The sequence below is a fragment of the Streptomyces cyaneochromogenes genome (assembly GCF_003963535.1).
GTDB classification, from domain to species: domain Bacteria; phylum Actinomycetota; class Actinomycetes; order Streptomycetales; family Streptomycetaceae; genus Streptomyces; species Streptomyces shaanxiensis.
Genome location: NZ_CP034539.1, coordinates 9,337,424 through 9,362,598, shown reverse-complemented (window position 1 = coordinate 9,362,598; position 25,175 = coordinate 9,337,424). Strand labels below are relative to the sequence as shown.

Genomic DNA, 25,175 nt, shown 5'->3' with positions numbered 1-25,175 from the left:
CCGACCAAGCGCGACCGGGCGGGCAACGTCACTCGGGATGTCCCCACACCTGCGAACGTCCGCAAGCATGGTACGAGCCCGACGCCAGTACGCGCGGCGCCTGGACGAGTTCGTTGCGGATCGAGGTCCGTGAGATCGACGGTTGTGCAAAGGGTTTTGGATACCTAGCTTGTGCGCCATGGATGAGCGGGCGTCCGCCCCGACCCCAGGACGAGCGCCCGAGGACCGGTACGCCCGCCCGGCCGTCGGCGCACACCACGCCTCGCTCTGACGCTGTTCCAACGGGCCACTGAGCGGCCCACGCACACCCCAGCCGACACAGTCCGCCCCGGTCAACGGCCGAGGGCTGGGCCCACCCTTGTCTGTCGGCCCTTCACGACCTGCCCGACCACCTCTCGGAAAGCCTGGAAGGACCACCATGCGACACAGACTTCGAACGCGTCGCAGACGCACGCTCGTGGCCGGTCTCACCGCAGCCGCGCTCCTCGGCGGCCTGGCCGTCGCCGGCGGGTTCGCCGCGGAGCCCGGTGGTACCGATGCCGTCGAGCAGCACGGCATACGGCTGCTGGACACCCTGACCGTGCCCGCCGGGACGAGCGAGTTCGGCATGCCGTTCGGGGGGCTGTCCGGCATCGACTACGACAGGAAGTCCGACGCGTACGTCGCCCTCAGCGACGACCGCTCGGAGAACGGCAAGGCCCGCTACTACACCCTGCGACTCCCGCTGGACGGGACCGGGTTCGCGCACGACGAGCCCGACCTCGACGGCCTCACGGTGCTGAACGACACCACCGGCGAGCCCTTCGCGGCCAAGCAGGTCGACCCCGAGGCGATCCGCTGGACACCGGGCGGCAAGAGCCTGCTGTGGACGAGCGAGGGTGCCTCCTCGTCCGGACAGCCCGCCTTCGTCCGCGAGGCGAGCACCTCCGGCGGCTACGAACGTGAACTGCCGCTTCCCAAGGCGTACGCGCCGGTGAAGTCCGCCTCCGGAACGCTCATCTCGGGCGTCCGCAACAACCAGGCCCTGGAAGGCCTGACCCTCTCCCCGGACGGCAGCAAGGCCGTCACCGTCACGGAGAACGCCCTCGTCCAGGACGGCCCCGCAGCAGGGCTGACGGCCAAGAGCCCGTCCCGGCTGCTGGTGATGGACCGTGAAACCGGAGCCGCCGAGGCCGAGCACGTCTACGAGGTCGACCCGATCTCCGACGCGCCCACCGCCCCGCTGCCCGCCCCCGTCGGCACCTACTCCGCGGACCGGGGAGTCTCCGAGATCCTCGCGATCAACGAGACCGACTACATCACCGTCGAGCGCTCCTTCGCCTCCGGAGTCGGCTTCTCCATCCGCCTGTACTGGACGAGCACCATCGGCGCCACGGACGTCGGCGGCAAGGAGAAGCTGTCCGGCTCCGAGAAGCCGATGGCGAAGAAGCTGCTGTACGACTTCACCACCACCGGTACCGACGCCGACAACGTCGAGGGCATCACCTGGGGCCCGACCCTGCCCGACGGCTCCCGCTCCCTCGTCCTCGTCGCCGACGACAACTTCGGCTTCAACGGCAGCGCCACCAAGTTCCACCTGCTCTCCGTCCGCCCCGGGCTGCTCGCCGCCCACACCCCCGACGTCAACGGCGACAACGCCGTGAACGCCAAGGACCTGGCGGCCCTCCCCGGTGCCGGCCCGGCCGGTGACCTCGACGGCAACGGCCGCACGGACAGCAAGGACAGCAAGCTCTGGACGTCGTACACCCGCGACTTCCCCACCGCGCCGAAGCCCGCGCGGACGGTCGACGTCCAACTGCTGTCCTTCAACGACTTCCACGGCAACCTGGAACCGCCCACCGGCCGGGACGCCAACCTCGGCTCCAAGCTGGACCCGAAGTCCACCACGGTCGGGGGCGTGGAGTACCTCGCGACCAGGCTGAACCAGCTCCGCGAGGGCACCGAGGCCTCGCTGACCGTCGCCGCCGGCGATGTCATCGGCGCCAGTCCCTTCCTCTCCGGACTGTTCCACGACGAGCCGACCGTCGAGTCCATGGAGAAGCTGCACCTGGACGTCACCAGTGTCGGCAACCACGAGTTCGACGAGGGCACCGAGGAACTGCTGCGCATGCAGCACGGCGGCTGCCATCCCGAGGACGGCTGCTACATCAAGGACGAGCCGTACGACGGTGCCGCGTTCCCCTGGCTCGCCGCCAACGTCATCGACCGCACCACCGGTGAACCACTCCTCGCCCCCACCTGGATCAAGAAGGTCGACGGGGTCGAGGTCGGCTTCATCGGAATGACCCTGGAGGGCACCCCCGAGGCCACCGGCCAGTCGGGGATCAAGTCCGTGCGCTTCCTCGACGAGGTCCAAACCGCCAACGCGGCCGCGAGGAAGCTGCGCGAGCAGGGCGTCGAGGCCCTCGTGGTCCTGCTGCACGAGGGCGGCATCCAGGCCGGCAGCTACGGCCAGTGCGACGGAATCTCCGGGCCGATCGTCGACATCGCGAAGAACCTGGACCCGGCGATCGACACCGTGGTCACCGGCCACACCCACCAGCCGTACATCTGCTCGCTGCCCGACCCGGCGGGCAAGCCGCGCATGGTCACCTCGGCCTCCTCCTTCGGCCGGGTGGTCACCGAGACCCGGCTGACCGTCGACCGCCGCACCGGCGACGTCGTACGCGACCGGGTCGCCGCGATGAACCACCTCGTCACCCGCACCGGCGCAAAGGACGCCGACCAGTCCGAGGTCATCGCCAAGTGGAAGGCCCTCTCGGCACCCCTGGCCAACCGGGTCGTCGGCAGCGTCACCGCCGACATCACCCGCTCCGAGACCCGCGACGCCGAGTCCGACCTGGCGAACCTGGTCGCCGACGCCCAGCTCGCGGCGACCTCGGCGACGGACAAGGGCGGGGCCCAGATCGCGCTGATGAACCCGGGCGGGGTCAGGGCGGACCTGGTGTACGCCACCTCGACGGGCGGCGAGGCACCCGGTGAGATCACCTACGCCGAGGCGTTCGCCGTGCAGCCCTTCGCCGGGTCCCTGGTGACCGTGGACCTGACCGGAGCGCAGATCGAGAAGATCCTGGAGGAGCAGTTCAACGACTCCGGCACCCGGGCGCCCACGCTCGTCCTCGGTGTCTCCAAGGGCCTGACCTACTCCTACTCCCGCGGCGGCCCGGTCGGCGACCGTATCGACCCGGCGTCGATCAAGCTCAACGGCGAGACCCTGAACCCGGACACCACGTACCGGGTGGCCGCCAACACCTTCCTCGCGGCGGGCGGCGACGGCTTCACCACCTTCGCCCAGGGCGAGAACACCGTCGGTGGCGGTGACGACATCGCGGCCCTGACCGAGTACCTCACGGCCAGCAGCCCGGTCACCCCTCCGGGCACCGACCGCGTCACCGAACTTCCGTGACAGCCTGACGGAGTTCTCGTATCGGCTTCATCGGCGGTGGGCCCGGGCGAGTTGGGGGCCGTGGGAACGAGCGCGCCGCCGATGGCCGGGGGGCGGCAGGGCGGCAGCGGACCCGCCCTGCGGCGCCTCCCGGTGGGGCCCGTGCGCGGCGCGGCTCATCGCAGGAAGAGCCGCCGAACACGTCAGGAGGCGGGCGGCGCCGTGCTTTCCCTGACCTTCAGTTCGACAGGCAGAGTGTGCCGGGACGAGGGCGGTACCTGGTGCCGTGCGACGTACTTGAGAAGTTGTGCGGTCGCGGTGTGTCCCACGTCGTACGCGGGTTGATGGACGGTCGTCAGGGGTGGGAAGACCAGCGAGGCTGCCCTGATGTCGTCGAAACCCGCCAGCGACACGTCCTGCGGCACGGACAGGCCTGCCTCGCGCAGTGCGGCGAGGGCCCCGATGGCCATCAGGTCATTACCGGCGAAGACAGCTGTCTGTTCGAGGCGGCCGGTCGCGAGAGCTTCCGTTATCAGGCGGTATCCGGATTCTTCCTTGAAGTCGCCGACTCGTTCGACGACCTCGCCTTCGAATGCTTGCATGAACCCGGTGCTGCGCGCGCTGCTGCTCCTGAGGTCGCTGGGGCCGGTCAGCATCAGCGCACGGCGATGCCCGAGTGTCCTCAGATGCTCTCCGACCAGGCGCCCCCCACCCTCGTGATCGGCCGTCGTGATGAGGGTGGCTTCGAGCCCTTCGACCTCCTCGTCGGCAAGGGCAATGGGAAATTGGCCCACCAGGGCGTCCAGCCGCTGTCGCGACGGGGGCGAGCCGGCCGCATAGACCACGCCGTCGACGAAACGGCTGCGGATCAGACCCAGGTAACGGTCCTCCCTGTCACTGTCGAACTCCGTGTTGCACAGAATGACGCCGTAACCGAGATGGTGCGCGGCATCCTCAACGCCCTTGGCGAGCTCGGCGAAGAACGTGTTGCTGATGTCGGGGATCAGGAGGCCGATCACCGAAGTGGAACCTGCCTGCAGGCCGCGCGCCAGTGAGGCCGGCACATACCCGAGGCGGCTGACCACACTCCGGACCCGGGTTGCTGTCTGCTCGTTGACCGGCCGGTTCCCACTGAGCACATGCGAGACCGTCGTCGGACTGACACCGGCCGCAGCCGCCACATCCTTGATGGACGCCGGCTGGCGTCCACCGGCGGCCCGTCTCGGCGCGGCATTCTGTGGGGTCATGGTGCTGCACCGCCCACCCTGTCCGGCGGAGCCGGTGGCCCCTTGCTCACACAAGTGAGCGTAATCATCCGCCGACACTCCGCACAATGAAACCGCCCGCCGTGGACCCTTCTGTCCGGATCTTCGTGGAAATTCCATGCAAAACGTTTTGGGTATTGTGCAAAACGTTTTGGAAACCTAGCGTCGAAATCGAAGTCGAAAGGCGATGACCCCGAAAGGAGAACCGGACCAACCCCGGTCGGATCGCCAGACACGCGTCATCACCCCGGCCGTCACAGCCGCACGAACGCACGACTGAATGCTTGCGAGAACGCCATGACATCCCTGACCTGCGTTGCATCTCCGGACGCTGCCCCGTCCGAGAGCGTATGGCTGCTGGCGACCGCGACAGCGGCCCCCGCCATGGCCCGGCGACACGTCGCTGAGCAACTCCAGACCTGGAACCTGAAGACTCTGATCAGCGATGTCGCCTTGATCGTCTCCGAGCTGGTCACCAATGCGATCATGCACGGGGGAGGTCCCGTTCGGCACTCACTGCGCCTGACGTCTCTCCCGGACCGCGCGACGAGCCTCCGGGTCGAGGTCGTCGACAGCGGGCGCGGGTGGGACGGCGCCGCGCCTCGCAGCCCATTCGCCGATGCCGACGAGTGCCACGGCCGAGGGCTCCACCTGGTCGACGCGCTGGCTGCGGAGTGGGGGCACGAGGTGCTGAACGACGGCCACACCGTATGGGCCGACCTCGCCGTCCCCGCAGCGGTGTGAACGAAGACCTGACGGGCTGGTCACTGCTCCTTCTCGCGGTCGTCCAGTGCCGGCACCCCGGTGCATCCGATGCCATCCTCATCCTGGACATCCAGCCCAGCCAACAGGTCCCGGACCGTCGCGTGACTGCCACTCCCGACGCGAGCCACGCATCCGTTGCACCGTCAGCTCAACGACCGTTCCGCAGACGCGGATCGGTGCGCGCCACCGCCCTCAGCTGCACCTCGGCGGCGAACAAGACCCTTGCATCACTGCACGGAGCACACGCAGCGCGACCTCGCCAACCCGCCCGATCAGCCGTCGCTGCGGCTCAGGTCGGTCAGTCATGTGCGACTCGAAGTCGAGGCGTCAGCGACCTGCCGCTCGTGCGCGACGACATCGCCGGCAACGCGCTTCGAAGTCGCGAACAGCCCCCACCTCCCCCTCCTCCGGCAAGGGGCCACGCCGACCACACGAACCGCCCAACCAGCACGGTACAGGTCACCAACGCTGACAACGCGTGCTGACAGGTGTTCCAACGGGCGAACTCCACAGCGCTTCGCACCACCAGACGGCATCAAAGTATGGGTTCACACCCCATGGGGCGACGCTGCAGCAGTTCCTAGCCTGTGCAGCACCCAAAGCACCCTCGTCCCTGCCCAGCTCGTTGAAGTGGACGTCCCGGAAGGTGATCCGGTGCGGGAAGTGGGCGTCTGCGGTCGCCATCACGCCCTGCGCGTCGGCCGTGATCGCCTGCGCCGCGTACCTGACCCGGGCGAAGGTCTGCTCCGAGCCGTCCGGCTTGAGCCGCAGCGCACGGCCGTCGGGCCGGCCCCCCGAGGACGAGATGGACGTGGTCGTCCCGGCCGAACCCCGTCCGAAGGTCCGGAACGTCGAAGACGGGGTGGTACCGGGACACGACCTGCTCCATGGTCCCCACGCCGACGCGGCTCTCCCACTTGGAGACCAGGCCACGCCACTCGTGGACGTGCCACGGCACCCGCCCGTCCGCAGTTTGACGCGGGCATGCACCAGCATCACCGCGTGGGCCCCGCGTGCGAAATCGCCTCGCCGGGCGAATGGCCGAACTCCCGGCCGAGCTACGCCGACTGCGCCTCCAGGGCCACCCTGCACGCTCCCCTGTGATCAGGAACGACTACGGCCGCCGATCCCCGGGTGGGCTCAGGATGCTTGGTCGTCGCTCTGCTGGATGCTGTCGCCGCGGTTGTTGATCGCGATGTAGGTGCCGATGCGGCGGAAATCGTTGATCACGCCGAACATGCTCTTGTCCGACGGCAGCAGGGTCCGCACGGGAGAGTCGTCCGCCAACTGGGCGAGGAACGCCGCCTTGTAGGCGTTGAACACCCTGGCCGTGTAGCCGGGCTCCTTCGCCGCGTTCATCCGGTGGTCGTTGGTGACGGCGATCGAGGCGAGGTCCATCAGATAGCAGTCGATCAGGTCAGTGACGTCCTTGGACGTTGCGTTGTCCTCCCCGTTCACCGCGTCCTCGGCCAGGATCTGTGCCATCCCCACAACGATGTCCCGGTAGATCCCGTGCCGGGTGCTGCTGGGGAAGGCGGCCATGATGTGGTCGGCCTGGCCCGCGCCTTCGGTGCTCATGGTGCGCGGCGTCCTCAGGTCCGTCAGGCCGGGCACGGCCAGCGGAACGCCCTCGAACATCGACTCCTCGTCCGGGATGTTCGTGTTTCGGGAGGCGAGCGGGTGCAGGCCGATCTCGTGAGCCAGCATGCCCATGATGTAGCCGATGTCGTACTTCTCGAAGTAGTAGCTGGCCAGGTTGATGTCCACACCGTCGTCGCCACGGTCGATCACGTCGGCCGGCGTCTCCGTCGTGCGCAGGCGCAGGGTGACGCGGCAGGGGCGGTTGCCGATGTACTCGCGGATCGTGTCGTGCTTGCGAAGCAGCTCGATGATGTGGACGGCCTTGTCGCGGTAGGTCTCGTTGGTGTGCTTCAGGTTCGTGAACTCGAAGTTCCCCGACTTGAAGGGGGTGACGGTCGTCGCGTCCTGCGGCATGCGGGCCGGGACATCGGTCCCGGACTCGGTGGACCGGGGCAGGGACACTGGGTCTACCCACACCGACTGGCGCGGGACGGGCGTTGTCGCGGCGCGGGCCGCGGCCCAAGTCTGCTCGTCCTGCTGGGGCTGTGGGGTCACGTCTCCGATGTGGGCGGCCAGGAGGTCGAGGTGTCGGCCACGCAGACCGGCAGCCGCGAGAGAGGAGTCCTCGGGCTGCTCGTCCAGGGCGCCGAGCAGGCTGCCCGGGATGTGCGGGCGGTGCGGGGAGTCGGCGTCCCGGTACTCGTCGCGCAGGCCCAACTGGTGAGTGAGTTCGTGGGCGAGGTGGACCGGGTCGGCGTCCGCCCACCAGGTGTTCTGATCCATCGCCCGGTCCCGGCCCACGAGGTCCACGGTCAAGTGCGGGTCGTCGGCCGGGTCGACGTGCTCGACGGTGACGTGCAGGCGGTCGCCGTTGGGCAGGCGGTAGGCAGGGCTGTTCAGCAACTCCCGCACGCCCGCGTCGAGCTGACTCCGTACGTGTGCGACCTGGTCCGCCGGCCCCCGTAGCGCCAGACGCACCGTGAGGTCGGTCACCGGCTCGCCACCGAACGAGAACCGCCGTGCGTCGAAGCCCGACCGCACCACGAAACGGGGGCGATCGTCGCGCGGGCCACGCAACCGAGGTGTCGCCGCGGGGGTTTGCTGTGCGGGCCCCTCGGTCTGCTGCGGGAGCCGTGGGCGGGCCTCTTCGGTCGTGATGGGCTGCTGGATGCTGTCGCCGCGGTTGTTGGTCGCGAGGCTGGTGGCGAGTGTGGCGAAGTCCCGTACGACGCCGAACAACCCCTTGTCCGCAGGCAGGAGGGGGCGGGCGGGGCTGTCCTCGGCCATGTGCTGGGCGAGCAGGGCCTTGTAGGCGTTGTAGACCTTGGCGGTGTTGCCGGGCTCCTTGGCCGCGTTCATCCGGTAGTCGCTGGTGATCGCGATCGAGGCGACATCCATGAGGTAGCAGTCGATCAGGTCGGTGACGTCCCTTGCCTTGGCTCCCTCCGCGCCGGATCGCGCGGCGCGGGCCAGCATGTCGGCCATCCTCAGGACGATGTCCCGGTAGATCCCGTGCCGGGTGCTGCTGGGGAAGGCCGCCATGATGTGGTCGGCCTGGCCTGCGCTGTCGGTGTTCATGGTGCGCGGCGTCTTCAGATCGGCGAGTCCAGGCACCGGGAGCGGAACGCCGGCGAACATGGCCTCCTCGTCCGGGATGTTCGGGTTCCGGGAGGCGAGCGGGTGCAGGCCGATCTCGTGAGCCAGCATGCCCATGATGTAGCCGATGTCGTACTTCTCGAAGTAGTAGCTCGCAAGATTGATCTCGACCCCGTCCTCGCCACGGTCGATCACGTCGGCCGGCGTCTCCGTGGTCCGCACGTGGAGAGTGATACGGCAGAGACGGTTGCCGATGTAGTCGCGGATCGTCGGGTGATCCCCCAGCAGCTCGATGATCCGGATGGCCTTGTCGCGGTACTTCTCGTTCGTGTGCTTCAGATTCGTGAACTCGAAGTTCCCCGACTTGAAGGGAGTGAGGGTCCCCTCCTGCGGTGTCCCGTCCTGTCGCGTACGGGCCGGGACTTCGGTCCCGGATTCAGCCGGCCGGGGTAGGGAGACCGGGTCCACCCAGACGGACTGGCGAGGCACCGGTGTGGTGCTCGTTCGGGCCGCGTTCCAGGTCTGGTCGTCGGGCTGGGGCTGCGGGGTCACATCGCCGATGTGGGCGGCCAAGAGGTCGAGGTGTCGGCCACGCAGACCGGCAGCCGCGAGGGAGGAGTCCTCGGGTTGCTCGTCCAGGGCGCCGAGCAGGCTGCCCGGGATCTGCGGGCGGTGCGGGGAGTCGGCGTCCCGGTACTCGTCCCGCAAGCCCAACTGGTGAGTGAGTTCGTGGGCGAGTTGGACCGGGCTGGCGTCCGTCCACCACGTCGTCTGGTCCATGGCCCGGTCTCGTCCGGTGAGGTCCACGGTCAGGTGAGGCGAGTCCGAAGGCTGCACCAGTTCGACGGTGACGTGCAGGCGGTCGCCGTTGGGGAGTTGGTGGCCGGGGTTGTTCAGGAACTCGTGCACACCTGCCGTGAGTCGGTCGTACACCTGCGTCGCATCGGCGCCTCGAAGGGCGACGCGGACGGTGAGGTCGGTGACCGGCTCACCGTCGTAGGAGAACCGGCGGGCGTCGAAGCCGGAGCGAACGACGTACCGAGGACGGCGGTCGAGCCGACCCTGCGGCTTCGGCTCGGGGTTCTGCCGCGGCACGGTGTCGGGGCTGGGCTGAGGCAGCCGTGGGCGCGCCTCGCCCGGGTCGGTGCCGGTCTGGATGCTGTCGCCTTGGTTGTTGAACGTAAAGCTGGAACCCAGACCCAGGAAATTGCCGGTCACGTTGTACCAGCTCTTGTCCGCCGGCAACAGCGCACGCACCGGGCTGTCCTCCGCCAACTGCGCCACAAACATTGCCTTGTACGCGTTATAGACCCTCGCCGTATTCCGGGGTTCCCACGCCGCGTCCTTGCGACGGTCGTTCGTGACCGCAATCGTCGCCAGATCCATGAGATAGGTGTCGATCAGATCGGTGACGTCCTTGGCCTTGGCACCCTCCTCCCCGGTCCGGGCATCCTGCGCCAACACGCCCGCCATCTTCACCACGATGTCCCGGTAGATCCCGTGCCGGGTACTGCTCGGGAAGGCCGCCATGATGTGATCGGCCTGCCCCGCACCCTCCGTACTCATCGTCCGCGGCGATTTCAGATCCGCCAGCCCTGGCACGGTCAGCGGAACACCCTCGAACATCAACTCCTCATCCGGAATGTTCATGTTCCGCGAGGCCAGGGGATGCAGGCCGATCTCATGCGCCAACATGCCCATCACATAGCCGATGTCGTACTTCTCGAAGTAGTAACTCGCAAGATTGATCTCGACCCCGTCCTCGCCGCGATCCGTCACGTCGGCCGGGGTCTCCGTGGTGCGCAGGTGCAGGGTTATGCGGCAGGGACGATTGCCTATGTAATCCGCGATCGTGTCGTGCTTCCGCAACAGATCAATGATCCGGACCGCCTTGTCACGGTACTTCTCATTCGTGTGCTTCAAATTCGTGAACTCGAAGTTCCCCGACTTGAAGGGGGTAATGGTCTCCGCGTCCGGCAGCATACGAGCCGGGACATCGGACTCGGTCGACCTGGGCAGGGAGACCGGATCCACCCACACCGACCTACGAGGCACCGGTGTGGAAGCAGAGCGCGCCGACTCCCAGGACTGGTCGTCCTGCTCAGGCTGTGGCTTCACATCGCCGATCTGGGCGGCCAGGAGGTCGAGATGACGGCCACGCAAACCGGCCACAGCCAGGGAAGAATCCTCCGGCGGCTCGTTCAGATCGCCCAGCAGGCTGCCCGAGATGTGGGGGCGGTGCGGGGAGTCGGCATCCCGGTACTCGTCCCGCAGACCCAACTGGTGCGTCAGCTCGTGCACCAGGTGAACCGGGTCGGCGTCCGCCCACCACGTCGTCTGGACCATGGCCCTGTCCCGGCCCGCCAAGTCCACCGTCAGGTGAGGCGCGTCGGCCGGGTCGACGTGCTCGACGGTGACGTGCAGGCGGTCACCGTTGGGCAGGCGGTAGGCAGGGCTGTTCAGCAACTCCCGCACGCCTGCGTCGAGCTGCCTGCGTACGTATGCGACCTCGTCCTCCGGGCCCCGTAGCGCCAGACGCACCGTGAGGTCGGTGACCGGCTCGCCGCCGAAGGAGAACCGGCGCGCGTCGAAGCCGGAGCGCACCACGAAGCGGGGGCGGCTGTCGCGCGGGCCTCTTGGGGCGGGTGTAGTGGCGGTGGGGTCCGTCGGTGTGGGTGTCGGGGATTGCGGGAGGCGCGGCCCTACCGCGTCCGTGCCCGGTGCCGTAGAGACGGGCACGGTGTCCGTGTCCATCTCGTCCTCGCCCGACTCGTATTCCGACGAGGAGCCGGCGGGATACTGCTCGTTCGCGTTCGCCGTCCTGGCGCCCTGGAGCACCCCGTTCTGGTCCAGGTACGCGCCTATGTTCTCCGCGTTGTCCCTGATGTGCTGCAGCAGCTGGGGCCGCTCGCGCATCCACTGCGGCATGCGCCAGCCGGGGAAGAACATGCCGTGAGTGCCCGACGCCTGCACCTGGTGGCCGAGGGGGTTGCCGATGTGTTCGTTGACGGCTTGGTAGGCGAGGTCGCAGGAAGCGCAGGCCATCTTGAATCCGCCCAGGTTCAGCGTCTGGGGGGCGTTCGGGTCGCCCGGGTTGTTCTCCCAGTGCTCGACCCAGTGCCCGAGGAGGGTCAGCTCGCCGTGCTCGGAGCCGTACGATCCGGCCGCCGGGGTGCCGTCCCGGCCGGCCACGTTGAGGATGCGGGGCCTCGCCAACGCCCGCTTGACCAGGTCGAGTTCGGGTGAGTCCGGGTGGTAGAGCCGGTACCAGCCGGTGGCCAGGGCGCGCAGTTTCGTGCGATCCCGCATGTCCCGTGCGACACCGGGCCGTCTGCGTGCGAGCCACCGCTCGTCCCGGCGCCACTGCTGCCGCTCCGTCGTGAGGCGCTGCTGTTCCTGCTGGGCAGCCGCTTCCTCCTCCAGCAGGGTGTCCCACTGCTGCTGAAGGCCGTCGTCCCAGTCGCCCGATTCGTACCTCTCCTCCAACTGTGCTCTCAACTGCGCCTGCTCCTGGGAGCGCTGGTCGAGCTCGCGCTGCCCCTGGTCCAGCCGCGCCGACCACTGCCGGTGCGACTCCTCGTCCCGGGACCACTTCTCCAGTTCCCGCTGCCGCCCGGTGCCGCCCGGCTCCTGGCCGGAGACGAACCAGCGCAGTTCGTCCTCCACCAGGGCCGCTTCGTCCGCCGTGAGCGCCTTCGTGCCGGTGTTGCCGGCGATGCCGAGCGAGCCGTCCGGCAGCAGTCCGACGGCGATGTGCGGGGTGACCTGGGCGTCCGCCTGGCGGTCCGGTTTCCGGAGCACTTCCTTCACCATGCGGGCCACTCGGTCCAGCATGCGCAGCGTCACTTCGCGGTCTCGCTGGGAGGTGCCCGGCGGGCGCGTCTGGGTGAAGGGGGTGCCGGTTCCGAGTCCGAGCGCCTCCCGGAGCTGGTCGTACTCCTCGGACGCCAGCCTGCCGGCCTGCTCCGCCGCGTCCAGGGCCTCGGGCACGCCGATGCCCGCGTGCTCGGTGAACGCGCTGTCGAACGCGACGTCCGGGAAGCCGCCGAGTCGTTCGTTGCGGCGCGTCACCACGTTCAGCAGGGCGTCGGCCCGCAGTTCGGGCTCGTCCAGCAGGTCGGCGAACTCGGCGGCGAACTCGTACTCGGGGCTGGTCCGGACGGCCTCCTGCTCGCTCTCCGAGTCGGAGTCCAGGTCCATCTCGACGTCCGAGTCCGCACCTGCGTCCGTCGCCTCGTCGGCTCCGGACAGTGTGCTCAGTTCGTACGCCTCCTCCTCGCCCTGCAGGCCAGGGAGGGGGCTGCCGGGCGGGGACTCGGGCAACGGGATGGCGGCCGGGTCCTGGTCCCGCACGGGCGGGGCCGGCTCGGGTGCCGGCGTGCGCAGGATCAGCGGGACGAAGTCGCCGCCGCGGCGGCGGAGCCGGAGGTGCGGGCCGGCTTCGCCGGACGGGCCGGGGTAGGTGTGGGCGGTGCCGTTCTCCTCGACCAGGGTGACGGTGGTGCCGGTCGCCGCGGCGGCCCACTCGGCCACCGCACGGTCGGCCCCGGAGGTCCAGGGGGCATCGGCGAGGTAGCGCCGAAGGTGCCCGTCGCGGGCGTCCTGGCTCGGCGGGGGCGCGCCCGGGCGGAGGGTGAGGGGCGGGGGCGTGAAGAGTGAGTCGCGTTCGGCGCGGGTGCCGGGCAGGCCGCCCAGGCGCATCAGCCGGGTGGGCGGTGCCTCGGCGCGCAGGCGCAGTCGATTCGCCTCGTGGCGGTCCAGGCCGGGCTGTTGGGCAGCGTGGTGCAGCGCGGAGGAGAGCGCGCCGAAGAAGCCGTTGCCACGGCCGGTGGGGGTGCCCTGGGTGTAGGTGGCGCCGTCCGGTGCGGTGAGGACGCTCTCGCGGTCGAGAACGTAGCGGGGGCCGGTGCTCTCGGCGGGCGGGTGCCAGGGCGGGGTGGTGTGGCTGCGGTGCGTGGGGGCGGTCTCAGTGCCGGCGCTGCCCGAAGTCCCGGAGTCCGTATCGGTGTCGGCCGTGGCCGGTAGCGCCGTGGCGACTGGAGGCGGGGTGCCGGGTGGCAGGGTGGCGTGGAAGAAGCCGTCGGCGGCGAAGAGGACCGGATCCGTGGCCGGGTTGACGGCGGCCGGATCCGTCCCGTGCGGGAGGAAGCTCTGCTCGCGGCCCTCACCGGTCACGACGGTGACCGGGGTGCCGAGGACCCGGGCGGCGAGGGCGGGCAGCAGGTCGGCGCCGCCGTGGTCGCCGGCGCGGCGCTCGGGCGGGGCCGGATCGCCGTCCGGTCGGCCGGTGCCGTCCGGCTGCGGCTCGCTGGTGAACGGGCGGAGCATGGCCGCGGTGGCGAGGCCCACCCGCTGCGCGGGGGTCGGCCAGAACGTCAGCGGGAGACGGCCGAGGGCGTCGAACTCGGCTTGCTGGGCGGGCCTCAACCGTACCTGCGCGAAGTCGAGTTCGTCCTGGGTGAAGGTGTCCTCGGCGTCCAGGGCGAGGGAGTCGAGCAGGTCCTCGTTGCCGTCCTGGCCCAGTTCCCAGGCGAGGCGGTTGCGGGCGGCTCGGACGGCCCGCTCGGTGATCGCCGGGTCGCCGGGGGTGGCGGTGAACCGGGCCGCGAGGTCGGTGCCGATCAGGTGGGGCAGCCGGCCGCGGTCCTGGGCGACGGCGATGAGCGCGTGGAAGAACGAGGCGCCGTCGTGCGGCATGTCGTGCACGTCGCGCACGGTGGTGCCGTCCGGCGAGGTGAGGGTGCGCGGGGCGGAGTCGGTGCCGTCGGTGATCGTGTACGGCTCGGGCGCCTCGGAGCGCCAGTCCGGCTCGGTGTACTCCTGCGGGCTGTCCGGCACCGGGACCGCGGCCCGGCCCTGGTGGTGGGCGGTGGCTCGGGAGGCCGCGAGGTGCAGCCGGTGGTGGTCCGCGGCGGCGGCGTCGGTGTGCCCCTCCCAGCGGCGGACCTCCTCGCGGGCGGCCTGCCAGGCGGCGACGGCCGGGGACTGCGCCATGGCCTGCGGCAGGACGGTCGCCTGGTCGGGGTTGTCGTCGCCGAGTGCGGCCTGTTCCTCCGCGCTCAGGTCCAGCCATGTCTCCCGGGCCCGCGCCCGGGCGTCGTAGTAGTTCTTCTCGGCCGCGGCGAGGTCGCCCGCCGCCTTGGCCAGGTCGTCCCAGGCCTTGCTGACCTCGTCGGGGAACGAGGTGTCGTCCAGGAGGCCGTAGTCGCGGGCGATGTCCTCGCGCAGCCAGACCAGGGCGGTGGTCTCCGCCTCGGCGGCGCGCGGGCCCCGCTTGGCCTTGCCGAGCGCGTGCAGCGGGCGGCTGTCGGTGATCCCGTGGTCCACCTCGGCCACCGACAGCCAGCTCACCGGCACGGCGAAGAGCATGCTGCGGTCGGTGACGACCTTGAGGTGGGTGCCGAGGGTGGTGTCCGCGGTGCCCTTGAGCGCGGTGCCGTCGGTCGCGCCGCCGATCGGGACCGAGGCGCCCGGGTTCATGACACCCGCGTTGCTGTTGCCGGCCAGCGGCGCGGTGCCGACCACGCCCTCGACGCTGTCGGTGATGCCGGCCTCCAGCGCGTCGGAGGTCTTCGAGCGCTGCATGGCCTCCATGCGCGGCTTGCTCTCGACGGCGAGCAGCCTGGCGCCGCCGCGGTGCATCTTCGCGTAGAGGCGGGAGTCGGCGGTGTGTGACTGGCCGAACAGGCGGGCGGAGGCCTGGGCGGGCAGCGGTGAGCCGTTCGCGGTGAGCGCCTCGCGGAAGCCGGCGGTCAGGCCGACCTGGCTGGTGGCCTCCTGCTGGGCCTGGGCGGGGGCGGTACCGAGGCCGGTCAGCGGCGTGAAGCGGGCCATGCGGACGCGTTCGGTGAGGGAGTTGCCGGTGTGCCTCTTGCCCAGGTCGCCGTCGCCGAAGCCGTCGGCGCGGGCGGTGGCGAGGGTCAGGGCGTCCTGCACGTTGGCGGCGCCTCGGATGTCCACGGCGAGGATGCCGGAGCCGATGCGGTCGTCGAAAGGCAGCACATCAGAGGCGTCGGTGTCGCCGCCGCGCCAGGCGGCGATGCCCTCGGGTCGGGCCTGACCTGCCGTCAGAATCCGTACCGCGCGCTCCGGTTCGGGCACGTCCTCCTCGGTGAGCGCGCCGTCGGCGCCGTCGCCGATGGGGGTGAGCAGGCCGGCCGGAACGATCTCGTTGAGGGTGCCGACCGACGCGACGGCGCGCGGGGAAAGCGTCTGGCCGGTCGCGTCCGTCATCGTGACGGTCAGGACATAGCTGGTGACGATCTCGGCGTGCGCCTGGGTGGTGGCGATGTTCGGCATCGAGGTGTTGCCGGTGGTGTCGGTCCGGGTGCTCGACTGTCCCTTGGCGGCGGTGCCCTGGAGCGAGGGGTTGGCGAGGAGGACGCCGCTGTCCGCCGCGCGTTGGCCGACGCCGAGGGTCACGTCGCCGCCGCGGTCCTGGGAGGAGGCGCCGGAGTCGTCGCGGGCGGTGGTGCGGTAGTCCTCCAACTCGTAGCCGGTGCGCAGCCGTTCCACGGTTGTGGTGATCGGCGTCAGCTTGAACCGCAGCTGTCCGGGGCTGCCGCCGACCGGCAGCTGGGTCGGACTGGTCCAGGTGCGGTAGCGGACCGGCAGGGTCATCCCGTCGGTCGTCAGCTCGTGCAGGTGGGCGCGCAGGAAGTCCGGGGAGAGCCGCTGGAGCACCTGCTCCCGGTCGTGCGAGGGCACTCCGATCTTCTTGAGCCGTCCCGTCAGCTGCTGCGCGGCGTGGCTCGCGTCGAGCTGTCCGCTGGGGTGGCTTGGGAAGCGGCGGCCGCGCAGGAAGGGGGGCAGGCGGTAGCCGCCACCGAGGTTGCGCGGGGTGGTGGTGCCCAGGCCGTCGGGGGCGAGCCCGGCCTCGATGACGTCCTGCATCGGCAGGTGGAACATCACCGCGTCTCGGACCCGTTGGAGCGCGGCGGCGGCCCGGCGCGGGGCGAGGCCTCGGCCGAGGCGCTCGGACAGCCGCCCGGCGGCGGAGCTGATCCTGGCCCCGGCCTTGGTGCCGATCGCACCCATCGCGGCGGTCCAGTTGTCCCGTACGGCGACGGTCTCGGCGGCGTCGGCGACCACCAGGTACATCCGCCCGCCGTAGGCGAGCGTGGTGTTGCGTCCCCGGGTGAGGGTTTGCGCGACGCTGCGGCCCTTGCCCCAGGCGTACTGGAGGGCGGTCGAGTAGGAGCCGACCACCGCCGGTTGGCCGGGGGCCTGCTGCAGCGGCATGTCGGCGCCCTGGACACCGACGGTGGTGCGCGAGACGGTGCTTGCGCTGCCGGCGATGCGGTGCTCGTTGCCGATGGTGGCTTCGAGTGTGGCCGGCTTCGGGTCGCTCTTGACGCGGAGGTTGTCCAGCTCGCCGCGGACCGCGGCCTTCACGTGGTGCGTCTGGAAGGGCCCGGCGCCGTTGAGTCCGGTGATCCGGGAGCCGAACGGCCCCAGATACTGCCCGAGTTGACCGGCGACGTGGAGGTTCGCCATCGCGCGGCGCAGCGCACTGCGCACCGGGGCACCGGGCGCGCTGACGTGCCAGGAGGTGCCCGAGGCACGGTCGGCGGTGTCCTGCATCAGCTGTTGGCGTTGGGTGCCGCCCTCGGTGCTGAGCACCACGTGCGGGGCGCTCAGCAGCTTCCGGACGAGCCGTCGGTCGGCCGAGTCCGACCTCGGCAACGGGCGGGTGCCGTCGAGGAGTTGGTCGGCCTCCGTGGAGGAGAGCCGCTGCGGGGCGGGGTCGGTGGCCGGTGCCGTCCCGGTGGGCGTCGGGTCGGCGGGGGCGTGGCGGTCGGAGCCGTGCGCCATGGGTACGGCCAGCTCCACCCGGCCCACCGTCTCGCTCCCCCGGGCGAACAGCGGGCGCTCCTCGGCCTTGCTGACGAAGACGCCGGCGCCGAGGAGGCCGACCGAGGCGAGCCTGGCCCAGCCGCGCGGGCGGCGATGACCCTCGAAGGTGGCGCCCAGCTCCACCTGGTAGCTGTAGAGGTCGGCGCCGTTCTGGAACATCAGGTGGTCGTGGTTGACCGCGACCGTGTTGCGGGTGGCCTTCTGGTCGGTCTTGGCGTAGCGGGCGCCCACGGACACGTTGCCGGTCTGGCGCGGCAGTCCGACTTCGGGCACCTTGTCGTGGTCGCGGGGCGAGATGCCCAGCTCGACACCGCCGGAGAGCGTGCTGGACGCCTGCTGCCCCTGGCCGGAGACCTCGGTGCCGATGACCGCGTTGCGCAGCGAGCGTTCGCTCATGGTGGTCTCGAACCGCCGGTCGGTGAGCCTCGCCCGCAGGATCAGCGTGTGGTGGCCGCGGCGCACCTTGCCGTCCTCGGTGAGGGTGACCGGGATGCCGGTGGTGGTCAGGTCGTCCAGGCTCTGCGCCAGGCTGGGCCGGTTGAGGGCCTCGCGGACTTGGCGGTCGTTGTGCAGCGCGGTCCGCATCCGCCCGTCGCCGTACCAGAACTTCGCCAGTCGCGGGTGCCGCAGCATCAGCGGCGGGACGAACAGCGACGGGTACGAGCGGTGCAGGGTGTCGAGGACGGCGTCGGCGAAGGTGCGCAGGGGGTCCTGGGGGGTGGGTTGCCCTTCCTGGTGCTGCTGGGGGTCCTGGTGCTGATCCTGGCCCGGATCCTGGTTCGGTACGGCATCCTGCGGGCGGTCGGGGCGGAAGCCCTCGGCGCGGACCTGGCCGCTAAGGTGGACGGGGTCCTCCCGGGTGAGGTACCAGGGCACCGGCGGCTCGGCGTCCGGGTTCGGGCCGGTCTGGCCGGGCGTACGGCTGTCCCAGCCCGCGAGCCTTCGGGCGTCCTGGGTGGAGATCCAGTCCAGGCTGACCACCCGGACCGGGCGGGCCGCGGAGGGCGGCTCGCCGGCCTTGCGCACCATCAGGGTGCGCTCCACCCGGTAGAGCGCGACCGGGTGGTTGCGGACCCGGCCGGTGGTCTTGCGGGCCGCGTCGGTGCCGAGGTAGTGGCCCCGCCCGGCGCTGAGGTCCCCACGGACGAGCGGCCCGCCCTGGAGACGTACGTCGGTCTCCGGGCCGACGAGGGTGTAGTTGGGGCCGGCGGTGACCTGGACGCCGAAGCGGGTGTCGCGGACGTGGCCTCGCTCGTTCTGGTACGTGGTCTGGGTGAGGTCGCGCAGCTCCGCCTTGACCGACTCGGCGACCAGGGTGGCCCGGTGCGGGATCGACCGCTCGACGACGAGGTGCCCCAGCGGGTGCTGTCCGCTCCCCCGGGTCAGTTCGGGTCCGCTGACCGGCCCGGAGAAGCGACCGAACAGGGCGAGCAGCCGCCCCGGACGGACGTAGGAGACGAGCGTGCGGTGTGCCGAACTGCCGGGCCGTGCACCGGAGATGGCGAGAGCGATGTCCTCCGGCGGGTCCGGCAGATGCAGTCCGGTGGTGTCGGAGACCCTCGGCTCGACCCCGTCCGGGAAGGTGAGCGTCTCGGGCGCCCGTCGGGGCCCCTTGAAGGGCACGGTGAGGTCGTCCGGCAGCCGCCAGCTGAGCCCGTCGCGCATGGCGAACTCGGCGGTGTGAACGGATCTGCGCTGCCAATCGGGGCCCGGCCCGGGCGAGTCGGGGGTGTTGCTCGGCGCCTCGGTGACCCGCTCCACGCGCACCCGGTAGTGGACGTCGTCCAGGTGCAGGTGCGAGCCCTCGTGGGCGCGGTACTCGGTCTGGTGGTACGCCTGGGTGCCCTGGTAGTAGTCGGTACGGCGGGTCCAGCCGAGCGAGACGCCGATCTTCAGAAGCCAGTTGAGGGGCGGGCCCATGCTCAGCGCGGCGGCGATCCGACGACCGTAGCCGACGCTGCGGCCGCCGCCCGTGCCGGCCTGTCCGCGCCGCATGGTGTCCAGGCGGGTGGTGCCGCCGTCCACGTCGGCGAAGCGTTCCCAGCGGTGGTACGGGATGGCCTCGACGATCATCTCGTGGCCGACCCCGGACTTCTCCCGGCCCACGAAGCGCGCGCCGCGCGGGGCGGTGAAGGCGCCGGGCTGGTCGGTCAGCAGGCGCAGCAGTTCCGCCTCGTCGAACTGTGAGCGCAGCTTCTTCGGCAGGTTCCCGAGGATCTCCTGGGCGACCTGCTCGGGTGAGCGCAGGGTGAGGACGCCGGGGCCGTTGAAGAGGCCGGTCAGGTCAGCCGTGCGGGAGTCCGGGTTCCCGTCGTCCGGATCGGCGTCCGGGCTGATCAGGACGGTGGGGAGCCGGCTGCCGTCCTCGAAGGTGACGGTGCGCGGTGCCGGGCCCGGTGGCGGGGCGTCCGGGCCGGTCAGCAGGCGGGGCGGGCGGTACCGGTCGAGCTGGGTCTCCAGCGGCACCCGGTCGCCCCGGTCGGAGGTCTCGGTGTCGGGGCGGTCGAGATCGGTGATCCCGCCCATGCCGCGCAGCCACTCGCTGAACGGGTCGGCATCGTCCGGCGGTGCGGTGGCCGGGTCCTGCGTGGCCGGGGTGGTGTTGTCGGTGTCCGGTACGGGGGTCAGCGGGGCCGTCGCCGGGACCAGGGCGTCGTAGTGGTCGTTGCCGTTGTAGGCCAGGTGCAGCGTGCCTCCCCGTCCGCCCGGGTGGAGGGTGGTGACGAGGGTGTTCGCCGAGGAGTGCGGGTCGGGCTGGACGAGGCGCAGGTCGAGGTCGAGGGTGTGCGCCAGCGCCTGCGGGAGCAGGTCGGCGAAGGGAGAGGACCACAGCTGCGAGTGTTCGGCCGCGGCGGCGACGAGTCCCTCGGTGCCGATCCTCCGAGCGTCGGCGGGAGTCGGCGCCACGACGGCGAGGTGCGGGTAGCCGCTGTCGCGGAGGATGCGCCGCCACTGGCGGGCGTCGCCGTGGGTGACGACGGACTGTGCGATGCGGTTCCAGCGCTCGGTGATCCGGCTGCGCGCGTCGGGGTTGCGCACCCCCGCGAGGGCGGTCATCCGCAGGTCGTCCACCACGGCGAGCACCGGGTCCGGGGTGGCCTCGGCCGCCGCGGCGGCGAGTTCGGACCCGGTGATCCGGTCGCGCAGCATGGTGCGCAGCCCGGCGACGTTCCGCGCGGCCCACGCGGGCGGGACGTCCTGACTGCGGGCGCTGTCGAGCAGTGCCCGGAAGAGGCAGTTCCCGCCGCCCGGGGTGTCGAGTCGTCTGAAGTTCCGGCCGTCCGCCCGCACGGTGTCCGCCGGGCCGGGCGTCGTGGCGCCGTTGCTCAGCACGAGCAGGTCTTCGGCGAGGCTCTCCGGGCGGCTCGGCGGGGGCGACAGGTCGGGCCTGCGGCGGGCGAGTTCAGCGGTGTCCTCGGGGCTGAGCCCCAGCTCGGACAGCGGCAGCGGGGTGTCGGAGAGCGACCAGGTGATCTGCGCGGACGGCGCGTAGGAAAGACCGCGCACGTCCTCCGGCGAGACAAGGGTGTTCGGCGGCAGAGCGGGCGGCGGCGGGGGCAGCAGGGCGTCGAGCGTGGTGTCGGGCCCCGCCGTGGAGCGCAACTCGCCCGCGGCGCGCAGGAAGTCGGTGTACTGCTCGACGGTGGGGCCGGTCGCCGGGTCGACGTCGGCGCCGGACCAGTCGGTGACCATCCGGCGCAGCAGGTCGGGGGTCATGCGGCCGTCGCCGTAGCGGGCGGCGGTGTCCGGGCTGAGCCAGCGCAAGCCGTCCACGTAGGCGAGCCCGGCGAGCAACTCCCGGTTCCCCGGCTGCTGTTCGGCGTCCGTGCCGAGGGCGTCGCGCAGGGTGCGGACCTGCTGGAGGGTCCGGGCCCGGGCGAAGGCGTCGGCGGGTTCCGGGCCCGTGTGCAGGCCGACGTCGCGAGCCAGGCCGTCCAGGTCGGCGCCGTCGGGCTCCGGGGTGAACAGCCGCCAGCGTCCCGGCCCGTCCGGACCCTCGGTCAGCACCGGGCGGATGTCACCATTGCCGTCCCGGGCCGTGCCCACCTCGGTGGTCGGCGCGTACACGGGCCGCCCGGTGCGGTTCGCCACGTGCTGGGCCACCGGCAGCCCGGCCACCTGCGGCTGGCGGCCGGTCTCGCAGGAGAACAGCACGAGCGGCCGGTCCTGATCACCGTCCTGCGCCCACGACTTGAGCACCTCGCCGAGCTGCACACCGCTGACCTTCACGGTGGGGCGTGCCACGTCGTCGGTGCCGAGCGTGACGGTACGAGGGGTGCCGTGCCCCGTGAAGTAGTCGGCGCCCCGCTCGGTGCCCGAACCGGGCAGTGCGGTCGGCGGGCCGGTGAACACCGTACGCGGCGGGGACTGGGCGGTGCCGGTCTCCGGGCCGACGGGACGCGAAGTGGTGCGCACACCGCGGAAGGTGTCCTGGCCGAGCAGGGCCTGGCGGGCCGCGCTGTGCGACGTACCGTCCTCGGCGGGGCTCTGCGAGATGGTCAACGTCTGTACGGCACGCCCGGGTTGGGGCTTCACGGACGTGTCCGGCACCAGACGCCGCAGCTGCGCGAGGGGCACCGTGTGGCCGTCGAGGGTGGTGACGGCCGGCTCGCGGGCCGGCCGCGTGGGGCCGTTGCCGTCGCTGGCGGGGCGCACGACGATACGTCCCGGCGGCGGGGGCGGCACGGTGGGTACCGCCACGGGGGTGTCGGGCGTAGGGGACGGGGGTGGTGGCGGCGGGGTGCCGTCGTTCCCGGGCCCGCGTCCGCCGCCGGGACCGGGTGCGTGACCGCCGGTTCCGTTGCTGTCGCCCGACTCCAGGTGCAGGTCGGTGGCTGTTTCGGTCCAGGGGCGGGACAGGGTGTCGAATTTGGCCGCGGGGGGTTCGACGGTGACGGTGGTGGTGGGGCGGGTGACGGTCGTGACTTTGAAGTCGGGGTCGACTCCGTTGTCGTATACGGGAGTTGTGGACTCGGTGAGCACCTTCGCGGGCGGCGTGGCCGAGCTCTCGGTGGCGGGGCTCGGTGCCGGGCCCAGGGCGTCGGCGAGCGGCATCAGGACGTCCGCGCCGGGGAAGGCGGTCTCGGTGGTGACCGTGGTGACCGTGGTGACGGTGTCGCCGTCCGGTGTCACGATGGGCGGAGGGCCGGCCAGCGGGCGGACGCGAACCGGGGCGCCCGGTCCCTCGCGGGTGAGTTCGACGGCGGCGCGAACCGGGCGGCTCGCCCCGTCCGGCGTGACCGGCGGCCCGAGCACCACGGCCCGGTCGGCCCCGGCCCGGTCCAGCAGCTCGGCCGCCTCGGGGTTCCCCTCCACCGGGGGTGGTGTCTCCGAGACGACGATGGTCAGGGGCGGTGCGTGGGTTGTGCCGCTGGTGTCGGCGGTGTCGCTGGCAGCGGCGTACGAGCCGGTCGTGCTCACCTTCGGCGGATCAGTGGTGATGTCGGGGGCCGGGGTGGAGACGCTCTCGGTGGAGTCCGAAGTCCCGGGAGAGGAAGTGGTCTCGGGGGATGAAGTGACCTCAGGCGAGACCGTGGTGTCCGCAGAAGAGGGAGTCTCCGGCCAGGACGTGGTCTCCGGCGACTGCGAGGTCTGCGTGGAGTCGTCCGCCGTTGTCTGCGAGCCGTCGGGCGTACGGGTGCCCTGTGGCTGCGACGTCTGCGGCGGCTGCGCGGTGGACGGACCCGGGTTGGCGCCGTTGGAGACGGGGGCGCCCCCCGGCCGAACGCCCGTGCCCGCCCCCGTGCCCGTTCCTGGAGCGGACACGTTCTGTGAACCGCCCGCGGTGACGGGACCGTTGTTCACCTGTCCCGGCACCGGGGCCGTACGGCCGTCCTGCTCGGCTGCCAGATCCAGGTCCGGCGAGTTCTGGACGTCGCTGTCCACGGTGACCGGCGTGCCGAAGCCGTCCAGCGCGCGGCGGACGTTGTCGGCGTCTACCTCGACGGCCGGGCCGTTCCCGGCGGGCACCACCCGGACCTCGGGCCGTTGCGACAGGTTGTTGTGCACGGTGTCGCGGACGTCGATCTCGGTGTTGCCGGGCGGCGGGGTGCCGCGCAGGTCGGCGAGGTCGCGCAGGGCCTGCTCGCGGACATCGGCAGGGCCGTTGTGGACCTGCTGCCACAGGGCGTTCTCCGCGGAGGTCACGGGCAGTGAGCCCGGCGAGTACGACGGAGGGTCCTGGGTGATGTAGGACGGCGGGTCCTGAGTCGAGTACGGCGGCGGGTTCTCGGCGAAGCCGGGTTGAGGCGACGTGCTGGTGGAGCCGGCGCCGCCGGTGAGGTCCGTGGTCGAGGGACCGCCGGTGCGGTCGGGGCTGTCGCTGTCCTCAGTGCGCGAGGAGTCGGTGGAGTTCCGCGTGTCGGAGTCGCGGTTATCCCCGGAGTCCGAGGTGTCACCGGAGGAGACCGTCGGCGGCTGGTTGCGCATCTTGTCGATGACGTGGCGCAGTTCGGCGCCGCTGTTCAGGGCGGTGTCGGAGAGCGTGGACTCGACCTGACTGCTGATTCCCGCGCCGACGAAGGTGGACCAGTTGGTGGACCAGTCGCCCTCGAAGGCGCCCTTGATCAGGATCTCGGCGAGGGACTCGCCGGCGCCGGCGGCGATGAAGTCGGCCGTGCCCTTGAGCCCGTAGTGCCCGGCCAGCGCGCCCGGCCGGTCGGCGTTGTTGCGCAGGAGTTGGTTGTTGCGCCACAGGTCGGGGTTGTTGCGGAAGGACAGCGGTCCGTCCCTGAAGGTGACCGGCGTGTTGTTGGTGAGGTTCGGACCGTTCCCGTTGGGGCTGGGGGTGGGGTCGGGCCGGTCGTTCGGGCCGGGGCCCGGGTCGGGATCGGGGTTGGGCTTGGGGTTGGGGGTGTTGTTCTTGTGGTCGAGGTCGGGGGTGTTGCGCAGGTTGGGGTTGGGGATGGGCTTGAAGTCGAGGTCGGGCCCGTTCTTGAGGTAGTTGTTGTCGTAGCTCTTGACGATCTTCTTCGCGAAGTCGTCGAAGATGCTGGTGAGGAAGCCGGCGGCGGCGCCGAACGCGGCGGACTTCAGGATGTCGTCCCAGTCGAAGCCGTCGGGGCGGCGGCCGTCCGGGGCGAAGTTCATCATCGCGAGGCGCACCGCGAAGGTGGTGAACGCCTCGGCGAACGCCTCGGTCAGCGAGGGCGCGATGTGCAGCCGCTGGAGCAGATGGGTGAGCGTGGTGAGGATGACGAACCGGCTGCGCAGCTTGGCCATCATGATCTGGCTGGCCGAGGCACCGCCGGTGAAGAAGGACATCGCCAGGTAGAGAGCGATCTCGATGAGCAGCCGGATGACCTCGGCGATGACCTGCCACTTGGACTCCATGATGTCCATGGAGGTCTTGCGCCGGCCCTCGGCGATCTTGTCGAGCTGCTCGGCGAAGTCGCGCAGGTAGTTCTTGCCGCCGTCGTCGATGAGCATGCCCATCGCCTTGGCGTACGACTTGGACAGGTCGTCCGGCATGACCTCGGCGATGTCGTGGATCGACTTGTCGATCAGTGCGGACATCTTGTCCAGCTTGCGTCCCAGTCCGGAGTAGGGCTGGCGGCTCTCGTAGGCGAGGTCCTCGTCGGCGTCGATGAGCTTCTCCCCGGTGAGGATGAAGATCATCGCGTTGACCTCGGGCGACGCCTTGATGCTCATCGGGAGCCGTCCTGGGGGCCGTGCGGGCAGGAAAGAGCAGCCGCTCCCGGCGTGGTGCGGGAGCGGTCGGCGGTGCG

General features: G+C 71.0%; 4 protein-coding genes. 2 read left to right on the top strand and 2 right to left on the bottom strand.

Features of this window, described 5'->3' with window-relative positions:
• The first annotated feature begins 418 nt into the window (after positions 1 to 418).
• Complete coding sequence (locus EJ357_RS42125) at positions 419 to 3,406, top strand: esterase-like activity of phytase family protein (RefSeq protein WP_126397297.1); 2,988 nt, start codon at positions 419 to 421, stop codon at positions 3,404 to 3,406.
• Between the two features lie 182 nt (positions 3,407 to 3,588).
• Here EJ357_RS42125 and EJ357_RS42120 read toward each other — a convergent pair whose 3' ends face one another.
• The gene (locus EJ357_RS42120; protein ID WP_126397291.1) at positions 3,589 to 4,632 is read right to left on the bottom strand and encodes a LacI family DNA-binding transcriptional regulator; all 1,044 of its coding nucleotides are present in this window, start codon (positions 4,630 to 4,632) and stop codon (positions 3,589 to 3,591) included.
• Positions 4,633 to 5,034: 402 nt separating this feature from the next.
• On the opposite strand from EJ357_RS42120, the gene EJ357_RS42115 reads away from it, so the two are divergent.
• Positions 5,035 to 5,394, top strand: a complete 360-nt coding sequence (locus EJ357_RS42115) for an ATP-binding protein (protein WP_188142315.1) — start codon at positions 5,035 to 5,037, stop codon at positions 5,392 to 5,394.
• A gap of 1,161 nt (positions 5,395 to 6,555) precedes the next feature.
• Here EJ357_RS42115 and EJ357_RS42110 read toward each other — a convergent pair.
• Positions 6,556 to 25,098 carry a WXG100-like domain-containing protein gene (locus tag EJ357_RS42110; RefSeq protein WP_126397287.1) on the bottom strand — a complete coding sequence of 6,181 codons (18,543 nt, stop codon included), beginning with the start codon at positions 25,096 to 25,098 and terminating at the stop codon, positions 6,556 to 6,558.
• Positions 25,099 to 25,175 lie beyond the last annotated feature (77 nt).

Coding starts and splice junctions, on each gene's coding strand:
- EJ357_RS42125 (WP_126397297.1), top strand. CDS start 419: ATGCGACACAGACTTCGAACGCGTCGCAGACGCACGCTCGTGGCCGGT.
- EJ357_RS42120 (WP_126397291.1), bottom strand. CDS start 4,632: ATGACCCCACAGAATGCCGCGCCGAGACGGGCCGCCGGTGGACGCCAG.
- EJ357_RS42115 (WP_188142315.1), top strand. CDS start 5,035: ATGGCCCGGCGACACGTCGCTGAGCAACTCCAGACCTGGAACCTGAAG.
- EJ357_RS42110 (WP_126397287.1), bottom strand. CDS start 25,098: ATGAGCATCAAGGCGTCGCCCGAGGTCAACGCGATGATCTTCATCCTC.